Annotated in this window: 16 protein-coding genes; 9 read left to right on the top strand and 7 right to left on the bottom strand. The window is 71.4% G+C overall.

The features are described from left to right. Nucleotides 1–277: 277 nt before the first annotated feature. Nucleotides 278–490: a hypothetical protein gene (locus IF88_RS0129785; RefSeq protein ID WP_030719264.1), complete on the bottom strand. Its 213-nt coding sequence runs from the start codon at nucleotides 488–490 to the stop codon at nucleotides 278–280. Nucleotides 491–690: 200 nt separating this feature from the next. Between IF88_RS0129785 and IF88_RS0129775 the strand changes: the two genes are divergently transcribed. Continuing rightward, nucleotides 691–948 (top strand): hypothetical protein, encoded by a 258-nt coding sequence (locus IF88_RS0129775; protein ID WP_030719261.1) that lies wholly within the window; start codon nucleotides 691–693, stop codon nucleotides 946–948. A gap of 6 nt (nucleotides 949–954) precedes the next feature. Here the strand turns inward: IF88_RS0129775 and IF88_RS0129770 are convergent, their stop codons facing one another. Continuing rightward, complete coding sequence (locus IF88_RS0129770) at nucleotides 955–2,151, bottom strand: serine hydrolase domain-containing protein (protein WP_037807459.1); 1,197 nt, start codon at nucleotides 2,149–2,151, stop codon at nucleotides 955–957. A gap of 147 nt (nucleotides 2,152–2,298) precedes the next feature. Beyond that, a complete protein-coding gene (locus IF88_RS0129765) occupies nucleotides 2,299–4,026 on the bottom strand; it encodes an AMP-binding protein (RefSeq protein ID WP_420711009.1) in 1,728 nt (575 codons plus the stop codon). Nucleotides 4,027–4,069: 43 nt separating this feature from the next. On the opposite strand from IF88_RS0129765, the gene IF88_RS0129760 reads away from it, so the two are divergent. Together IF88_RS0129760 and IF88_RS44285 are read left to right on the top strand one after the other, a co-directional pair. Next, nucleotides 4,070–4,426, top strand: a complete 357-nt coding sequence (locus IF88_RS0129760; protein ID WP_030719250.1) for a zinc ribbon domain-containing protein YjdM — start codon at nucleotides 4,070–4,072, stop codon at nucleotides 4,424–4,426. A 466-nt stretch (nucleotides 4,427–4,892) separates the two neighbouring features. Then, nucleotides 4,893–5,600, top strand: a complete 708-nt coding sequence (locus IF88_RS44285) for an LLM class flavin-dependent oxidoreductase (RefSeq protein WP_078893219.1) — start codon at nucleotides 4,893–4,895, stop codon at nucleotides 5,598–5,600. Between the two features lie 51 nt (nucleotides 5,601–5,651). Here the strand turns inward: IF88_RS44285 and IF88_RS0129750 are convergent, their stop codons facing one another. Further along, nucleotides 5,652–6,158 carry an allene oxide cyclase barrel-like domain-containing protein gene (locus tag IF88_RS0129750; RefSeq protein WP_030719244.1) on the bottom strand — a complete coding sequence of 169 codons (507 nt, stop codon included), beginning with the start codon at nucleotides 6,156–6,158 and terminating at the stop codon, nucleotides 5,652–5,654. A 452-nt stretch (nucleotides 6,159–6,610) separates the two neighbouring features. Between IF88_RS0129750 and IF88_RS0129745 the strand changes: the two genes are divergently transcribed. The 3 genes from IF88_RS0129745 (at nucleotide 6,611) to IF88_RS0129735 (ending at nucleotide 12,385) form a co-directional block, all read left to right on the top strand. Further along, complete coding sequence (locus IF88_RS0129745; protein WP_158754647.1) at nucleotides 6,611–10,585, top strand: SGNH/GDSL hydrolase family protein; 3,975 nt, start codon at nucleotides 6,611–6,613, stop codon at nucleotides 10,583–10,585. An 80-nt stretch (nucleotides 10,586–10,665) separates the two neighbouring features. After that, on the top strand, nucleotides 10,666–11,118 hold the full coding sequence (locus IF88_RS0129740; protein ID WP_030719239.1) for a hypothetical protein: 453 nt from the start codon (nucleotides 10,666–10,668) through the stop codon (nucleotides 11,116–11,118). 49 nt (nucleotides 11,119–11,167) lie between these two features. Continuing rightward, nucleotides 11,168–12,385 carry a glycosyltransferase gene (locus tag IF88_RS0129735; protein WP_030719236.1) on the top strand — a complete coding sequence of 406 codons (1,218 nt, stop codon included), beginning with the start codon at nucleotides 11,168–11,170 and terminating at the stop codon, nucleotides 12,383–12,385. 22 nt (nucleotides 12,386–12,407) lie between these two features. Here the strand turns inward: IF88_RS0129735 and IF88_RS0129730 are convergent, their stop codons facing one another. Continuing rightward, nucleotides 12,408–12,746 carry a hypothetical protein gene (locus tag IF88_RS0129730; RefSeq protein ID WP_158754645.1) on the bottom strand — a complete coding sequence of 113 codons (339 nt, stop codon included), beginning with the start codon at nucleotides 12,744–12,746 and terminating at the stop codon, nucleotides 12,408–12,410. An 80-nt stretch (nucleotides 12,747–12,826) separates the two neighbouring features. Beyond that, entirely contained in the window at nucleotides 12,827–14,590 is a 1,764-nt protein-coding gene (locus IF88_RS0129725) for a serine/threonine-protein kinase (RefSeq protein WP_078893218.1), read from the bottom strand. A gap of 164 nt (nucleotides 14,591–14,754) precedes the next feature. On the opposite strand from IF88_RS0129725, the gene IF88_RS0129720 reads away from it, so the two are divergent. The 3 genes from IF88_RS0129720 to IF88_RS0129710 are packed head-to-tail and all read left to right on the top strand — an operon-like array spanning nucleotide 14,755 to nucleotide 17,155. Further along, nucleotides 14,755–15,699, top strand: a complete 945-nt coding sequence (locus IF88_RS0129720; protein WP_030719227.1) for a hypothetical protein — start codon at nucleotides 14,755–14,757, stop codon at nucleotides 15,697–15,699. 18 nt (nucleotides 15,700–15,717) lie between these two features. After that, nucleotides 15,718–16,341 carry a hypothetical protein gene (locus IF88_RS0129715; protein WP_051837767.1) on the top strand — a complete coding sequence of 208 codons (624 nt, stop codon included), beginning with the start codon at nucleotides 15,718–15,720 and terminating at the stop codon, nucleotides 16,339–16,341. Then, nucleotides 16,322–17,155, top strand: coding sequence for an inositol monophosphatase family protein (locus IF88_RS0129710; protein WP_037807453.1), 834 nt, complete (start codon nucleotides 16,322–16,324; stop codon nucleotides 17,153–17,155). The genes IF88_RS0129715 and IF88_RS0129710 overlap by 20 nt, the downstream gene beginning before the upstream one ends. Nucleotides 17,156–17,207: 52 nt before the next feature. Here the strand turns inward: IF88_RS0129710 and IF88_RS0129705 are convergent, their stop codons facing one another. Next, nucleotides 17,208–18,395, bottom strand: a complete 1,188-nt coding sequence (locus IF88_RS0129705) for an SLC13 family permease (protein ID WP_030719223.1) — start codon at nucleotides 18,393–18,395, stop codon at nucleotides 17,208–17,210. Between the last annotated feature and the right edge of the window lie 80 nt (nucleotides 18,396–18,475).

Raw genomic sequence — 18,475 nt, 5'->3', positions numbered from 1 at the left:
CCACCCCCGTCCCAACCGGCCGGGCTGGCCCGCTCGCCGCACAAATTCAGCCTCGCCGGCGTTTGAGGCGCGGGGTCCGGGGCGGAGCCCCGATCTTTGCGCCGCGCTGTCCAGCCGCGCCGCACAATCCAGCCCCTCCGGCGTTTGAGGAGCGGGGTGCGGGGCGGAGCACCGGTAATTCAGCCGCACTGTCCAGCCTCCGCCGCGCAAATTCAGCCTCGCCGGCGCTTGAGGCGCGGGGTGTGGGGCGGAGCCCCGGGGGCGGCGCTTGCGCTGGTCAGGCTTCGCGGGCCATGACGCGGCGCGCCGCCTCGGCCTCGGCCGCGGGGGGAGACAGTTCGTCGAGGGTGTCGAGCTCGTCGTCCGACGCCAGTTCCCGCTCCCAGGCGGCCGCGAGACGCTCCTGCTCCTCGCGCGGTCTGCCGCTGACGGCCTCCCGGTGGTCGGGGTCCAACGCCGCGAGGAAACGTCCGATCGCGTCCGAGGGCATGCCGTGCTCCTTCTCGCCGTGGGGGAGGGGCCGCGGCTCCTGCGGGACCGCGCCCGGCCCAGGATGGCGAACCCCGGCCGGGGTCGGCGGCCCGACACGCTGCTCGCCCCGGGCAGGTGAACCGAGGTGCACCCGGCTCACCCGTCCGGTTTCCCGGTGTCGGTCCCGCGGGACGCCCGTGGGCGGCCTACCGTCGGGGTATGAGCGAATGCGTCGTCGTGTACGAGCTCGGCGGATCGGCAGAGGGCGGCGAGCCGTCCGTACGGCGGGTGCACGCGGCGCCGGCCGCCCCCGGCATGACGGCCGTCCCCGGCCCGCGGACCTTCTGCGGCAGGGACACGTTCGCCATGCGGAGGGCCTCCTGGCAGCCGCCGGGGCAGCCCGGCTCCGCGTGGTACGACCCGCAGTACGCCGGCCTGGTCTGTCCCGCCTGCGACGACGCGGCAGGCGCCGGCTGAGGTGCGTCAGCGCACGTCGTGCTCGGGCAGGTCCACCTCGGCCGGGGCGAAGCCGAAGCCGCGCTTGGTCGCCTTCGCGGTCTGCTTACCGCAGAACGCCGCTTCGAGGGTCCCGCCGAGGGCGGTGTTCGCCTCGCCCTTGTTCGAGGTGTTCGCCATGGCGGCGAGACTGCGGCGGCCGTCGCGGGTGGAGAAGGCGTAGGTGTAGAAGCCCTGCACGGTGCCGGTGTGCCCGTAGACGGACGTGCCGCAGGAGAGGTCGTAGCGCCGCAGGCCGAGCCCGTAGAACCGGGTGTTCGTGGCGTCGGTCGGGGTCACGGTGATCATGGCGTCCAGCAACCGCGCGGGCAGCAGCTTCCCGCTCAGCAGGGCCGAGGTGAAGGTGTTCAGATCGGCCGGGTCGGAGATCATCGCACCGGCGGACTGGGCCCACGACGCCGTCTGCTCGGTGGAGTCGACCAGTGGCCCGCCGGCCTCGTCCGGGTGGAGGTAGCCGCGCGTGTGTACTCCGCTGATCTGCGTGGCGGGGTGCACGTACGCGGTGTTGCGCAGCCGCAGCGGCTGGATGATGCGCCGCTCGTACTCCTTGGCCACCGGGTTGCCGGTGGCCTTCTCGATGAGCATGCCGACGACGACGAAGTTCGTGTTGGAGTACCCGTACGCCGCGCCGGGCTCGCCGGTCCGCGGCTTGGCCAGGGAGAGGTCCACCAGCTCCTGGTAGCCGAAGACCCTGTTGCGCACGGCCTCGAAGCCGGGCACGGTGTGCTCGAACATGGCGTCGGTGTAGTCCGCCAGCCCGCTGCGGTGGTTGAGCAGATGGCGCACCGTGATGCGGTCGTCGGGCAGCAGGCCGGGCAGGTAGCGGTTGACGGAGGTGTCCAGATCGATCCGTCCTTCGCCCACCAGCTGCAGCAGGACGACGGAGGAGAACGTCTTGGTGACGCTGCCGATCCGGAAGCGGGCCTGGGGCTGCATGGGCGCGCCCGTGCCCTGGTCGCGTACGCCCACGGCCCGGGTGCGGGTCCCGTCGGGGCCGCTGAAACGGGCCAGGGCGCCCGGCGCCCCGGCGTCGGTCGTGTTCACCAGCGCCTGGGTCAGCGCCTCGAGGTCGGGGGTGGTCCCGGCGGCGTGGGCGGTGGTCACCGGAGCCACCGCGGCCATCACCGCGAGCAGGGCTGTACTGAGGGCCAGACGGCAGTTCATGGGCAGGCGCACTGTGTTCCTCTGGTCAGAAGGTCGGCACGGGGCAGTGAATCGAGGCATCGGGGACCGGCCCGGGCGGGCGGTCCGTGACGCCTACTGAAGATCATCGGGCTGAACGAACGGCCATCCGGGCCACAACGCGCCGCGTCAGCAGGGCAGTTCCAGCAGCCGGACCGCCGCCTCGCGCATCTCCACCTTGCGGATCTTCCCGGTGACGGTCATGGGGAACTCCTCCACGACGTGCACGTAGCGCGGGATCTTGAAGTGGGCCAGCCGGCCGTCGCAGTACGCCCGCACCGCGGCCGCGGTCAGCGGCTCGGCGCCCTCGCGCATCCGCACCCACGCCATCAGCTCCTCCCCGTACTTCGCGTCGGGCACGCCGATGACCTGGACGTCCAGGACGTCCGGATGGGTGTGGAGGAACTCCTCGATCTCGCGCGGGTAGAGGTTCTCCCCGCCGCGGATCACCATGTCCTTGATCCGCCCGGTGATGCTCACGTAGCCGTCGTCGTCCATGACGGCCAGGTCGCCGGTGTGCATCCAGCGGGCCGCGTCCACGGCCTCGGCGGTCCGCTCCGGTTCCTCCCAGTAGCCGAGCATGACCGAGTAGCCGCGGGTGCACAGTTCGCCCGGTTCTCCGCGGGGCACCGTCAGGCCGGACTGTGGATCGACCACCTTCACTTCGAGGTGCGGCCCGACGCGGCCCACCGTGGACACCCGCCGCTCGACCGAGTCGTCGGCGCGGGTCTGCGTGGAGACGGGCGAGGTCTCCGTCATCCCGTAGCAAATGGACACCTCGGTCATGCCCATCCGGTCGATGACCTCCTTCATCACCTCCACCGGACAGGGCGATCCCGCCATGATCCCCGTCCGCAGGCTGGACAGGTCGTACGCGTCGAATCCGGGATCCGCCAGCTCGGCGATGAACATGGTGGGAACTCCGTAGAGCGAGGTGCACGACTCCGATTCCACCGCGGCGAGGGTGGCCGCGGGCTCGAAGGACGGCGCCGGGATCACCATGGCCGCGCCGTGGCTGGTGCACGCGAGGTTGCCCATCACCATGCCGAAGCAGTGGTAGAAGGGGACCGGGATGCAGACCCGGTCCTGCTCGGTGTAGTGGCACAGCTCGCCCACGAAGAAGCCGTTGTTGAGGATGTTGTGGTGCGAGAGGGTCGCGCCCTTGGGGAAGCCCGTGGTCCCCGAGGTGTATTGGATGTTGACCGCGTCGTCAGGGCTCAGCGCGGCCTGCGCGCGGGCCAGCTCCGCCGGGTCGCCCTGGCGGCCCCGCTCCAGCAGGGAGGTCCACAGGGTCCCGCCCAGCAGCGCCACGAACTCCAGCAGCGGGCAGCGCGGCCGCACTTCCTCGATCATGGCCGCGTAGTCGGAGGTCTTGAACCGGTCCGCCGCGGCCAGCAGACGGACCCCGGACTGCCGGAGTACGTACTCCAGTTCGTGGGAGCGGTACGCGGGGTTCACGGTGACGAGAACCGCCCCGATCTTGGCGGTGGCGTACTGCACCAGCGTCCACTCCGCGCGGTTGGGGGCCCAGATGCCGACGCGGTCGCCCTTGACGATGCCCAGGTCCAGCAGTCCGAGCGCGAGCGCGTCGACGTCGGCGGCCAGTTCCGCGTACGTCCACCTGCGCCCGGCGGCCACGTCGACGAGCGCGTCGCGCCCGGGGAACCTCCGCACGGTCCGGTCCAGGTTCTCGCCGATGGTATCGCCCAGCAGCGGCACTTCGCAGACCCCGGACGCGTAGCTCGATGCGGCAGACACATGGACCTCCTGGACTGGGTGGCGAGAGCGGGGCCCGGCGGTCCGGCGTCCCCTCGTGAACCGCGCAGACGGGACTCTCGCACACGCCGGAGCGGGCATGCGTGCGCCGACCTGCGAGGATGGCCGGAAATATACTGTCGGGGTGACTGAGACCCCCTTGCCTCCCTGCCCCGAATGCGCGGGTGCGTACGCCTACGAGATGGGCGCGCTCCTCGTCTGCCCCGAGTGCGGGCACGAGTGGCCGCTCGTGTCCGGCCAGCCCGGCGAGGGCCCCGGGGAGCGGGTGATCAAGGACGCGGTCGGCAACGTACTGGCCGACGGGGACACCGTGACGGTCGTCAAGGGCCTGAAGGTCAAGGGCAGCCCGACGGGCATCAAGGCCGGCACCAAGGTGCGCAACATCCGCCTCGTCGAGGGTGTCGACGGCCACGACATCGACTGCAGGATCGAGGGCTTCGGGTCCATGCAGCTCAAGTCCAGCGTGGTCAGGAAGGTCTGACCGGAGCGTCCCGCCCCCCGTGTCCTGCGCTCCGCGGGGAAGGGAAAGGCGCCTGCCGGGCGGAGACCCGGTCAGGCGCCTTCGTCGTTCATCCGGCCGATTGCTTCCGGCTGGTCACTCCCGGCCGGTCCCAGGCGGCCGTTCCCGGGCGGAGGGATCAGGGCGCGGCGTAGACGCGGAGGCGGAAGGGCGCCGCGGTGGTGATCGTCGCCGTGGCGGTGAAGACGTCCTCGCCGTTCTGGCGGGCCAGGCTTCCACCACCCCCATCCGCGCGGGGCGACGGTCTCCGAGTGGCCCCTGAACGTCTTCGACGACGCCCAGGCCGCCGCCGAACTGCGCACGCTGCGCGCCATCGCCGCCGCCGACCTCCACAACCTGGTCTTCGAACGGGACTTCAGGATCGTGCCCGCGACCATGGCGGGTGCCACCGGCGTCCCCGCCCACCAGCACTGAAAGGCCATCCCTCATGACGAACCTGCGACTGTCCGTGCTGGACCAGACCCCGGTCGGCGAGGGCCATACCCTGGACCATGCGCTGCGCGCCTCCGTGGACCTCGCACGCGTCGCGGAGGACCTCGGCTACACCCGGTACTGGGCCGCCGAGCACCACGGCCCCCCGGGCTTCGCGAGCAGCGCGCCGGAGATCCTCGCGGGGGCGCTGCTCGCCCACACCTCGCGGATGCGGATCGGGACGGGCGACGTGCTGCTGCCGCGCTACGAACCGGCGAAGGAGCCGAGTTCCGGGCGGCACCGGCCGCCGGGCGGCCGGTGCGCTGGCGGTGCGCGTGGTGAGCGCGGACAGTGCAGGCCGCGCCGAGGAACTGGCCCAGAGCCTGCTGCTGTGGCGCGCCCGCCCGCATGGACCTCGGCCAGGACGCCCCGCTGCCGTCGTACGAGACCACGCGCCGCCACCGGTGGACGGGCGCCGAGCTGGAGCGGGCCAAGGTGCACCGCCCTCGTGTCCGGGGCGCCCGAGCAGGTGCACTCCGTACTGACGGCCCTCGCCGGGACGCACGGGGTGGACGAGCTGGTCGTCAACACCCTCACGTCCGACCCGGCCGACCGGCAGCGTTCGTACGAATTGCCGGCCGAGGCCTTCGCCCTCCCGGCGGCCCTTCCGTCGACCCTCCCGGCGGCCCGCCCGGAAGCCGCCGTGGGAGCGTCCCCCTCCTAGGGCTCCGGCCGTGGACAGGTCGGCCCTCTCACCGGGCGGGGGCAGGGTCCGTCAGAGGTAGAGGTCGATGGTGAAGCGCCTCACGCCCGTACCGATCGTGTCGGCGTGGACCGAGCCGCGGGCGCGGTCGAATTCCCCGGTGCCGCCGGTGATCCCGTTGTCGAACGAAGGGGGAGGCCCCGCGTTGAGATGGCCGAAGACCGTCCCCTGCACGGAGATCTGGCCGCCCGGGAGGGTGTAGGTCACGACGCATTCCTCCGCGCCGCCGTCGACGGCCCGGGTGGTGGTGCAGGTGCCGTTGGTCTCGCCGATGCTGTTGTGGTTCTGGTCGAAGAGCTCCGAGCGGAAGGCGGTCCGGTCGCCCTGGGAGGGGCCGTTGGGGCTGACGGGGAAGCGCGTCTGCTGCCTGAGCTCGCCGGTGAGCGTGATGACCCGGTGTTTGCCCTTGTCGTGGGTGGGATGGGGGTCCGTCGCGGCGGCGGCCGCGACGGGGGCGCAGGCGAGAAGGGCGACCAGCGCCGTGGCCGTGCCGAGACAGGCTGCTCTGATGGGGCGCATCGTGCGGCTCCTGAGGTCGATGCTCCTGGATGGTCAGATGACGAACACGTCATGTGATGACCTTCATAGCCTCGGTTCGGCCGCCGCCCGGAACGTCCGCGTGCGACCCACCGGCAGATCCGACCGATCGGACCAACCCGGGCGTGGGACGGTCCGCCCGGCCGGTCCTTTTCAGCCGGTCTGAATCTCCTCCGATTTACAGGGTGAATTCCCTTTCCGGGTTCCATTTCGTATGGGTGAACGGAAGCGGCTTCCCCGCAAGTGCAAGCGTCTTCACAACCGGAATTCACCGGACGAATATCTGCGTCAAATATTCCTTGACGTGACGACAGGCCGCACACGTAAAGTCCGTGCGGTCGGCGCCAGTTGACGCCGTCCGAGGTTTTGTCACATTTAGTTCAGGAGATGCAGTGAAACGAAGTAGACGCATATCTGCGTTACTCGTCGGTCTGGTGGCCACATCGTTGGGAGCGGGGCTGCTGCAGCTGCCCGCGATCGCGGCCGAGTCGGTGCCGTCGTCCGCCGCGGGCTCGCCCGCTCCAGAGACCGACAAGTCGTCCGTTCCCTCGGCCGACCGCGAGAAGGTGCTGGGCAAGGGGTGGCAGAACTCCGGCGACCTGGCGTGGACGACCACGTCGGACGCCCAGGGGTTCCACATCCTCACGGCGAACGAGAACGCCGGGTACGCGTGGAAGACCGTCGCCTCGCTCGCCGAGCCCGGTCTGGACGCCGACGCCTGGATCGGCAACGCGTGCGTCACGGGCTCCGGCAGGCGGGCCGTCGTCGTGTACGCCCCGCGCACGTTCACCAACAAGCCGCAGCTCATGGCACGCGGCGCGTTCACGGCCGTGGTCGAGCTGGACACCGGCAAGGTGACCAAGCTGGACCTGCGCGCCTCGCTCTCGTACTACAACCCGGGCTGCGGCACGGGGGAGAGCGCCGTGTTCACCCAGTCCGGCGGTGACGACAAGAGCGGCACCCGGCTGGTGAGCGTGGACGCGGTCACCGCCAAGCTCGCCACACCGGTCGAGGTCACCGGTCAGGTCACCTCGGGCGTGCCCGTGGACGGGGCGGTCGTCGCGGCGAACGGGGCGCAGATCGTCAAGATCGACGCTCAGGGCCGCAGCCGGACGCTGGCCCGCACCGCCTCCGTGCCCTACCGGCTGAGCCCCGACGCCGACGGCGGCATCACCTTCCTCGACCAGCAACCGCGGAAGTCGGCCGCAGACCGAGGCACCACCCAGGTGCGGCGCGTGGCCGGCGGCAAGACGAGCACCCTGGGGGAGGGGCCGCTGACCCACACCGGCCTCGTCCGGGCCGGCGGCGACGTCTACATCACCGGCGACGCCAAGGCGGCCAAATCGCTGCCCGCCCGGGTGAAGTCCCTGCCGGGCTCCCCCAAGGACGCGCTGGTCTCGACGGGCGGCAAGGCCGTGGTCCAGCGCACCGAATGGGCCGACGTCAAGGACTCCACCCTCCAGCCCGAGTCGGCCCTCGACGCACGGCCCGTGAAGATCGAGCTGTCCGTACTCGACACCAAGAAGAAGGTCGGCTTCACGGCCGACCCGCTCGCGGTGATCCCCGACAGCTGGAAGCAGGGCCGCGACCCCGCTCCCGCCGCCGGCCGCAAGACGGCCAAGGGTGCCGATCCCGCGGCCCCGTCCGGAGCCAAGTCGACGGCCGAGGCCACCGCCTCGGCAGCGGCCGCGGCCGCCGCGAGCTCGCCCACCGAGATCGTGGAGTCGGACCGGACCTGTTCCGTTCCCCGCAACGACCCCCGCAACCAGGCCATGCAGCCCAAGCCGCGCCAGGTGGAGTGGGCCGCGGACCAGGCCGTCACCGGGTTCCTCAACACGCACATCGAGCGCCCGGCGAACTGGAAGAACCTGGGCATGCCGGCGTACATGCCGCAGTCGCTCTTCCTCAACCCGCCGCTCGAGGGGGGCGGCAGGGTGCCGGCCCAGGTGCTCCTGGGCATCACCACCCAAGAGTCGAACATGTGGCAGGCGGCGCGCAGCACCGTCCCCGGTGTCACCGGCAACCCGCTGATCGGCAACTACTACGGCATCGACTACTACGACGGCACCGACGCCAACGACTGGGACGTCAACTTCGCCGAGGCCGACTGTGGTTACGGCATCACGCAGGTCACCGACCACATGCGGATGGCCGGCCGGGAGGACGGCCACGGCGGGGCCGCCTGGCCGTACCAGACGCAGCGCGCGGTGGCGCTCGACTACACCGCGAACATCTCCGCCGGCCTGCAGATCCTGATCGAGAAGTGGAACGAGACCTACAACGCCGGGATGAAGCTCAACAACGCCAACCCGGCGAAGCTGGAGAACTGGTACTTCGCCCTGTGGGCGTACAACTCCGGTTTCCACCCCCAGGGCGCGGCAGGTGAACCCTGGGGATTGGGCTGGTTCAACAACCCGGCCAACCCCGAGTGGGACGCGGCCCGCCCGCCGTTCCTGGAGAACTGGAACGGCGACGAGGACGCCAGCGCCGCGGCCCGCCCGCAGCTCTGGCCCTACCCGGAGAAGGTACTGGGCTTCGCCGCGCACCCGCCGTCCTTCCTGGAGTCCCCGGGCAAGATGGTGCCCGCCTTCATCGCCTCCTACTGGAACGGCACCGCCGCCCCGGTGGACGCCCCGGGAAGCGCGAAGTACAACCGCGCGCACGTGAAGCCGCCGGAGAACCTCTTCTGCACCGCGGCCAACAGCTGCAACCCGGCGAAGATCGGTGACACGGCGACGAACGACACCACCACCTCCGGCCCCTGTGGGCGCGCGGACTTCAAGTGCTGGTGGTCCGGACCGGCCACCTGGAAGGAAGACTGCTCCGCCTCCTGCGGGTTCGAGTTCATCCGCTTCAACTCCACCTACCCGGAGGAGGCAGACGGCACGCCGTACGCGCCGAACTGCTCGACCTCGGGACTGCCCTCGAACGCGCTGATCATCGATGACGTGCCGGACGGCACCCCATCCGTACGCCCCAACTGCGGGAGGCCCTGGACCAACCAGGGCAGCTTCGGCATGACCTTCTCCAAGTCCTCCGGCGAGAGCGTGTACCCCTCCAAGGTGGACCTGCACCAGCTGGGCGCCGGCTTCGGCGGCCACTTCTACTTCGGCCACACCCGTGCGTCCGACGTGAAGGGCGAACGCCTCAAGATCACCGGCACCTGGACCCTGAACAAGAGCCTGAACCAATGGGCCCGGGTGATGGTGCACATACCCGACCACGGAGCCCACACCCGGCAGGCCAGATACCAGGTCTACACCGGGAGCGGCGCCTCCTTCCGGGCCGTCCCGCAACGCATCAGATCCAACAAGTGGGTCTCGATCGGCGTCTTCCAGTTCAACGGCGTTCCGCAGATCAAACTCGACTCCATCGCCCAGGACGGAACCGGGGACGAGGACATCGCCTGGGACGCCGTGGCCGTCCAGCCGCTGGCGGCCAAGCCCGAGCACATGATCGTGGCGATGGGCGACTCCTACTCCTCCGGCGAAGGAGCCTCGGTCACCGGTGGCGGCGACTACTACCCGGAGACCGACTACGGCGGCGACCAGGGCTCGGCGCGCAACGCCTGCCACCGCTCGAAGAACGCCTGGATCCGTCAGGCCGGCGCACCCTACGACTCCGGCATCGGGCGGACCTTCGGGACGCGGGCCGACGCCTGGGGGGACTCGGGCAGCATCGACCTCCAGTTCATCGCCTGTTCCGGTGCGAGAACCCACCAGATCCTGTCCGGAAACGGTGAAGGTCCCACGAACGCCTGGGGGAAGAAGGGCGGGTCCTCGTACGGGGAGCTGCCCCAACTGGACAAGGGATACCTCGACAGCAACACCACGCTCGTCACCCTGTCCATCGGCGGCAACGACGCGGGGTACTCCGATGTGATCAAGAAGTGCATGCTCCTGACCTTCCCGACCTCCAACTGCTTCGACGATCCGCTCGACGGGGAGAGCGAGGCGATGAGGACGTCCGTCCCGAAGACCCTGGCGACGAAGGTCCGCCCGTCCATCGTGACCACCCTCAAGGAGATCGCACTGCGGGCACCCAACGCGAAGATCGTTCTCATGGGATATCCCATGTTGTTCTCCAACGGTGTGAACTGTGCCGGCGCCCCGTTCGTCAACAGCGCCGAGTACGCGGATTTCGGGACCGTGACCAACACCATGGCGACCGAGATGGGCAATGCCGCGGCCGACGCCCGCGCGGCCGGAGTCCGGGTGGTGTTCGCGGATCCCAGAATCGCCTTCAACGGAAAGGGAATCTGCGGGACCCCGGAAACCATCCACGGTATCGTCAACGACAAGACGCCGAGCGACAAGCCGGGCGATCCGGTTTCAGCGCAGGGATTCCATCCCAAGACCACGGGCGCCGCAATCTACGCCGGAGTCCTCAACGACGCTCTGAAGCCGTGACGTTCTGACGGCCCCCCCCGCTCCACCGGTGCCCGGGGCCGCACTCGGCCTCGGGCACCTTCCCCTCGAAAGGCGGACCCATGCGGGAACTCGCGCGCGCGGCCGGTGCGGCGGCCACCGGGGCGCTGACCGGAATCACCGTCTCCGGCATATGGAATTGGGGCTTCCGTGAAGACGCGAAAATGTGCAAGGACACGCCGAGCGTCTGCATCACGTACTACCCGCTGTACGCCCTCGGCCTGGCCGTCGCGATCGTCCTCGTGCTCGTGCCGGTGGGCCTGTGGATCTCCCAGGTCCGCCCCCTGCAGGTCAGCGTCCCGGTCTGCCTCGTGCTGATGGCGTACGTCCTGCTGCGCTCGGGCGACTGGCTGTACGCCCCCGGAAGCCCCAGCCTGCAGCTCACGTGGCCCTTCGTGCTGATCTGTGCGATCGGACCGGCACTCGTCGCCACGGCCCGCATCCGGCGGCTGCAGGTGCCCGCACTGTCCGCCCTGGGGATCCTGATCGTGGTTTCCCTCTTCGCCGGAACATGAGGGCAGAATCTCCCACCGTAGTCAGTGTCTTCGGAACGGGGAGTACGGAATGCGCGTGTTGCTGTCGGCCTATGATTCGCGCGGCGGCGTCGAGCCGCTGGTGGGTCTCGCGGTGCGGTTGCAGGAGCTCGGCGCGGAGGTGAGGGTGTGCGCGCCGCCGGACGAGGAGTTCGCCAAGCGGCTGGCCGGGGTCGGCGTGGAGATGGTGCCGACGGGCCAGTCGGTGCGCGCACTGGTGACCGGGAAGACACCGCCGTCACCCGGTGGCGTGCCCCGGCGGGCGGCCGATCTGGTCGCCGCGTTCTACGACAACGTCAGCGCGGCGGCCGAGGGGTGCGACGTACTGGTCGCGACCGGGCTCGTGCCCGCCGTGGCCGGCGTGAAGGCCGTCGCCGAGAAACTGGACATCCCCTATGTGTACGCGAGTTACCAGCCGGTGAGCCTGCCGTCGCCGCACCACCCGCCGATGCCGCGGCCCGGCCGGCCGCTCCCGGAGGACGTGACCGACAACCGGGAGCTGTGGGACCGCGACATCGAGGACGCCCAGGCGGTGTTCGGCGAGGCGATCAACGCCCACCGGACATCGATCGGCCTGCCGCCGGTGGACAACGTCCGCGACCACGTCTTCACCGACCGCCCGTGGCTCGCCGCCGACCCGGTCCTGGCCCCCTGGCAGCAGCCGGCGGACCTCGACGTGGTGCAGACCGGCGCGTGGGTCCTGCCGGACGAACGCCCGCTCCCCGCTGACCTGGTGGCGTTCCTCGACTCCGGCACGCCCCCGGTGTACGTGGGCTTCGGCAGCATTCCGATGCGTGATCCGGAGGGCGTCGCCCGGGCGACCGTCGAGGCGATCCGCGCGCAGGGCTGCCGCGCCGTCCTCTCCCGCGGCTGGGCCGACCTGGCCCTGACCGACGACCAGGACGACTGCTTCGTCGTCGGCGAGGTCAACCACCAGGCGCTGTTCCGCCGTACGGCCGCCGTCGTGCACCACGGCGGCGCGGGTACGACGACGACGGCCACCTGGGCCGGCGCGCCCCAGGTGGTGGTCCCCCAGGGGGCGGACCAGCCGTATTTCGCCGGCCGGGTGGCCGAGCTCGGCATCGGCGCGGCACACGACGGTCCGACCCCGGCCTTCGAGTCCCTCTCGGCCGCGCTCAAGACGGCCCTGGCCCCCGAGACCCGTGCGCGGGCGACCGCCGTGGCCGCCGCGTTCCACGCCGACGGGGCGATGGTCGCCGCGAGGCTGCTGCTCGACGCGGCCGGCTGAGCGACAGGCCGGCCGGCCGCGGTCACCCGATGTGGAGGAAGAAGGTGACCCAGACCAGCGCCACGGCCACGATCACGAGGGCCACCGCACCGAGCGGGACCCCGATGCGGGCCCCGACCGGCGCCGGTACCCCGTCCCGCCGCGCACGCCACAGGTCGGGAAGACCCCACACGATCGCGCAGATGCCGAGGGGCACAACGAGGTAGAGGGGCACGACGCGGATCGGGGGCGGGACGGCCTCCGGCAGGAACGGGCAGCCGATCGCCCCGACCGCGGCGATGCCCAGGAGCAGTGACCCCATGCCTGTGGACCGCGGTTGTGCCTCGTGGGCCGGTGTGACGGCCTGCTGCGTGGAACTCATGGGCAGCAGGCTAGGCGGAGGGCGACCGGCACACCCGGGGGCGGCTACTCAGACTTCTCTGAGTAGCCGGTCCCGCCTCCTCAGGACTGGCGCTTCCAGAGCGTCACTTCGGTGAGGTAGGTGGGGACGGTGTACTGCGTGCTGGTCGACGGCTCCACGGCGACGATCTTGACCATGGCCAGGTTGCCCTTGGACGTGACCGTGCACAGCAGGTCGCCCTTGACGATGGCGCTGTCCGCGCCGGAGAGGTCCGAGCTCGGCAGCCTGTCGGGGATCGGATTGGTGGCCGCCCCGGTCTCGCACTGTTCGGGCGTGGCACCCTTGCTCTTCCCGAAGGGGGTGCTGCTCTTGACGTCACTGAAGCCCATCGCCAGCTCCTGGTCCTTCCAGCCGATCTCCCCGGTCAAGGCGACCTTGGGGAAGTCCAGGTCGACGTCGTAGACCTTGCCGAACTCCCGGCCCGCCAGCAGCTTCAGCGGCTTGTCCTTGAAGACGGCGGTGTAGGCAGGACCCGGGGCCGAGGCCTGGGGCGCCGCCGCGGAGCCGCTCGGCTGCGAGGCCGGGGCGGCGTCCTTCGGCTGGTCCGCCGTCTTCTGCTTGCCGGCGTTCGCGGTCGCCCCGCCGCCGTCCTCCCGCGTGAGGTACCAGGTGCCGCCGGCGATCAGCGCCACCGCCAGGACCCCCGCGCCGACGGCCAGCGGCAGCCGGCCGCGGCCGGTGGGCGCGGGGGCCGCCGGGGCGGCGGCAGCGGGCGCGGCGTAGGCGGGGCTCGTGGGGGCGCCGTACACGGGGGACCGCGCAGGACCGCCCACCGGCCCCTGCGTCGGAGCGTACGCCGGGTGGGCCGGTCCGGAGGCCTGCGTGGGGGCGTAGGCCGGCCGGGCCGGCTCGGGGGCATGGGTCGGGGTGTACGCCGGCTGCGGGGGCGTCCGGGCCGCCTCCTCGCGCCGCGCGATCGCCGCGGCGACCGGTGCGGGCAGCCAGTCCGTGAAATCGCGCAGCTCGCGGCCCGCGGACTTCCGGCACCACTCGGCGATCTCGGCGGGCAGGGGCCGCTTCTCGGGATCGGCGGCCAGGCAGCGCTCCAGCAGCGGCCGCAGCGCGTCCGGGTAACCGCTCAGGTCCGGCGCCTGCTGCGGGGTGTTGGCTATCGAGGCGGCGATCGAGATGCCCGCCCCGTCGCCGTACGGGTGCCGACCGGTGGCCACGACGGCGGCGATCAGACCCAGCGCGAAGATGTCGGTGGCCGGAGTGACCTGCTTGCCGAGCGCGTGCTCGGGCGACATGTACTGCGGGGTCCCGATGAACCCGCCGCTGCGGGTCAGCTGGGTGGTGTCGGTGGCCCGCGCGATCCCGAAGTCGATCACCCAGGGACCGTTCGAACCGAGCAGGATGTTGCTGGGCTTGAGGTCGCGGTGCACCACCGAGGCGGCGTGTACGGAGTGCAGCGCCTGCGCGGTGCAGCCGATCAGCTGGAACACGGCGGGCAGCGGCAGCGGACCGTGGGCGGCGAGGGCCTCGTCGAGCGGCAGACCCGGCACGAACGCCGTGGCCAGCCAGGGCTGTTCGCCGCTGGTGTCGTGGTCGAGGACCGGCACGATGTGGTAGCCCTGCACCCGGCGGGCCGCCTGCACCTCGTGCTCGAACCGGGCCCGGAAGTCCGGCTCCTGGGCGAACTCGCGCCGGATGACCTTCAGCGCGACCGGCTGGTTCCCCCGGGTCCGGGAGAAGTAGACGGAGCCCATACCGCCTTCGCCGATCTTGGCCAGCAGCCGGTAACCGGCTATCTCCTGCGGATCGTTCGGTCCCAGCGGGCCCAGCACGGCGCGGTCGGCGTTCGACATTCGCATCCCCTCGTTGATCAAGAGGGAAGATCGTAACGGGCGTCCGGCCACGGCCCCGCGCGTCCGGTGCCCGCTCCGGTGCTCCGTCCGTCCCGAGTGCGCTCTGGTGGCGCCGCCGGGGCATCTCCTACCATCGGGGCAGGGGTGGGGAGGGGGGTGCGTGGATGGCGGCGCACGTCGGGCGGCTGGAACGTTTCGTGGCCTGGGTACTGCGCAATGCCGATGTCGTCGTGGCCCTGCTGGTCGCGATGGCGGTCGGCTTCCTGGACATCTTCGGTGACGTCGTCAGCGACGACGTGGCCTCCGGCGCCACCCTGGTCGTCCTCGGTCTGCTCGCCACCGGCTCGATCGTGGAGCGCGTGCGCCGGCCCGCGAGCATCCAGGAGGCGATGAGCGGGACCCGCCGGGCCCTGGAAGACCTCGCCATGGTGCGCTCGCTCTCGGGCAACGAGGTCGGCGAGGCCCTGCGCAAGGCCCGCCAGCACACCAACCTCTGGTACTTCAAAGGCGGTACCGGCACCTACCTGCGGGCCGTCACCCTGCCGCTGTGCGTGCGCGCGGCGAAGGAACAGCGCTCACAGCTCAACGTGAAGATCGACATCGTGAACCCGGCCGACGAGCGGGCCTGCGCCGCCTACGCCCGCTTCCGCCAGATGTTCGGCGCGCAGCGCCCCGGCGACGACCCGTGGACCACCGACCGGGTCCGCCGGGAGTCGTACGCGACGGTCCTCGCCGCCTGCTGGTACCAGCGGCAGCTGACGACGCTCGAGATCAGCGTGCACCTGTCGTCCGCCGTGCCGACGCTGCGCTTCGACCTTTCCGAGACCTGCCTCGTCATCACCCAGGACGACCAGTCCCGGGTGAACCTGCTCGTGGAACGGGGCCAGCCGCTCTACGACTACTACGTCACCGAGCTGCACCAGAGCCGAGAGCAGGCAACCGTGCTCGATCTGCGCGTCGCGTCGCCCCTCGGCCAGGAGCCAACCGTCGACGAGGTGCGCACGCTCTTCGACGACCTGCGGCTTCCGCTGCCGCGCTTCTTCACCGACAGCGACATCGGCAAGATCATCGAGAAGGCGCTGCACGCGGAGGACCCTTACAGGAGGTGATGCGCTGCGGCGCGTGCCATGGACCGCGAGTTGGAAAGGACCCTGGTCACCCTGGAGGAAATCGCCTCCGGTGAAAGGGAGTTGCGTGCCGTTCGCCATCCGCTCGGATTCCTCTGCCTGCCGCTGCTGAGAGAGGGCCGGCGCGGGATCTGCGTCCATCTTTTCGACGCCGGCAACCGGGCCGAGCCGGACGCCTCGCCCATGCACGCCCACAGCTGGGAGCTGCGCAGCCGCGTGCTGTACGGGCGGGTGGCGAACCTGCCTGTACGGACGACCGCGATGCGCGACGGCGAAGCGGGCGCGACCCACCGCGTGTTCGAGGTGTGGAGCGGGAGCGACGGTGTCGACGAGATCCGCCCCACCCCCCGGGTGGTGCGCAGCGAGCCCGGACCCGCGCAGGTCAGCTCCGGCGGGGAGACCTACTCCCTGGCCGCGGGAGAGTTCCACGCCACCGCCCTGGAGGGCCCCGAACCCGCCGCCACCCTCGTGCACGGGCTCTCGATCCCCGGGCAGGCCGACCTCTCGCTCGGGCCGCTCGACGGCCGCCCGCGGCGCACGACCCGCCGGCTGTGCGACACCGTGCAGACCGTACGCAGCGTCCACACCGTCCTCAGGAGGATCGATGCCGAACAGCGGGCCTGATTTCGACCGCGAGAGGCGGGTCGCCGTCGCCGCGGCGGAGGAGGCGGGCGGGCTGCTGCGCCGACGCTTCGGCACGGCGCACTGCGTGCGGACGAAGGACGAGTCCGGGGACGTGCAGGTCGACCTCGACCTCGCCGCCGAGAGGCTCGTGCTCGGCCGGATCCGGGGGCACTTCCCGCACGACCGGATCCTGTCCGAGGAGGCGGGGCTGCTCGACGCGGCGGGCGAACGCACCTGGCTGGTGGACCCGTTGGACGGCAGCAACAACGTCGCGATCGGGCTGCCCGCGTACGTCGTGGGCATCGGGCTGTGCCTGGACGGCGCCCCGGTGATGGGCGTGGTGCACGAGCCGGTCACCGGGCAGACCTGGCACGCGGTCAGGGGCCGCGGGGCCCACGGGGCGTCCGGCGCGCTGCCCGGCCCCGCCCCCGAGCTCCCGCGCCCCGGGCCCGTCGTCGCCTGGACCCAGGGGTACGCCGTGCGGCGCGGCGACGCGACGGCGGTGGCGCTGCGGGCCGTGCTCGAACTGAGCTGCCGGCGCGTGCTGCAGCTGTGGGCACCGCTGCTCGGCTGGAGCCTGCTGGCGCGCGGCACGATCGACGCGTTCGTCGGCTACCGGGCCGAGGGCGTGGACCTGCCGACCGGGGCGCTGCTCGCGGCCGAGACGGGGGTGGAGCTGCGCACGCTGTCCGGGGCGCGGTTCCGGCCCGGTTTCGCCGGGGACGACAGCGGGCGCAGCTATGTGGCGGCGCGCGGCGAGACCCTCGCGTACCTGCTGCGGGAGGTGGGCGAGGCGACCCGGCACGTGGCGTGACCTACGGGTCCCGGCACGTGGCGTGACCTACGGGTGGTACGCCGGGCACGGCTCAGGTGGCGGCCGCGAGTGCCACCGTGGCCGCCAGCGTGCCCGTCACCGCCAGGACCAGCCCGGTACCGAGGAAGCGGCCCAGCTCGATCCGCGTGCCGTGCCAGCGGCACCGCTCGAACCACAGCAGGGTGGCCAGGGAGGCCCACGGGGTGATCACCGGTCCCACGTTGACGCCTATGAGCTGTGCGAGCAGCTGGTGGTGGTTGGCCTCGGGGATGGCCGCCTCGGCCGCCATGTAGGCCGGAAGGTTGTTCAGCGCGTTGGAGAAGCCCGCTCCGACCGCCGCGGACCTCAGCATTCCGAAGAACCCGTTGTCGGACCCCACCGCGGTCGCCAGCATCTCGTGCAGTCCGTGCGCGTTGACGGTCTCCACCACCAGGAACATCCCCGGGACGAGGACGAGGAGCCGCCAGGGGACCAGGGAGAGGCGCAGCGTCTCCCGGCTGCGCACCGCGAAGGCCACCACCACGATCAGGGCGGCCGTCATCGAGGCCGACCACAACGGCACGTCGGCGAGGATCGCCAGCAGGAAGCCGGTACACGCCACCGCGCACACCCGGAACAGGACCCGGTCCGCGGGGCGCGGCGCCGACGGCGGCTCGTAGCGGAGCTCGCCACGGCGTCCCAGGCGCCAGTAGAAGCCCCACAGGCAGGCCATCGTGACCGCGATGGCCGCCAGCTGCGGGGCCCACATGGTGGCGGCCATCTCCGCCGGGGACAGGGCCACCCGGTCCGCGGCCAGGAGGTTCGTCAGGTTCGACACGGGCAGCAGCAGGCTCGCCGTGTTGGCCAGCCAGACCGTGGTCATGGCCAGCGGTACGGCCGCGATGCCCACCCGGGTCGCCAGCGACAGCATCACCGGGGTGAGCAGCACCGCCGTGGTGTCCAGGTTGAGGGCGATGGTGGTGACGGACGCGAACAGCACGCACAGCCCGAACAGGAGGGGATAGTTCCCCCGGCCCGCCCGCGCCACCCACGTGGCGACCACGTCGAAGACCTCCGCCTTGCCGGTCAGCTCGGCGAGGACGATGACCGTCGCGAGGAACACCAGCAGCGGACCGATGCGCTCCATCACGTCGCCGGCGGGCGCGGCGGGCAGCAGACCCGTGGCGACGCACAGGACGCCGAGGGTCAGCAGGCCGCCGGCCAGCCAGTCCAGTGGATGCAGCCGTTTGAGGAGGGACACGTCGAACAGATTCGCACGTACGCGCGGTCGGCCGTCAGGCGGCCCGGACGGATCCGGACAGGCCCGTTCGGGCGGGGTGA

It is taken from the genome of Streptomyces sp. NRRL F-2580, assembly GCF_000720115.1.
In the GTDB taxonomy this organism is placed as follows: Bacteria; Actinomycetota; Actinomycetes; order Streptomycetales; family Streptomycetaceae; genus Streptomyces.
This window is presented reverse-complemented; position numbering and strand designations above follow the sequence as displayed.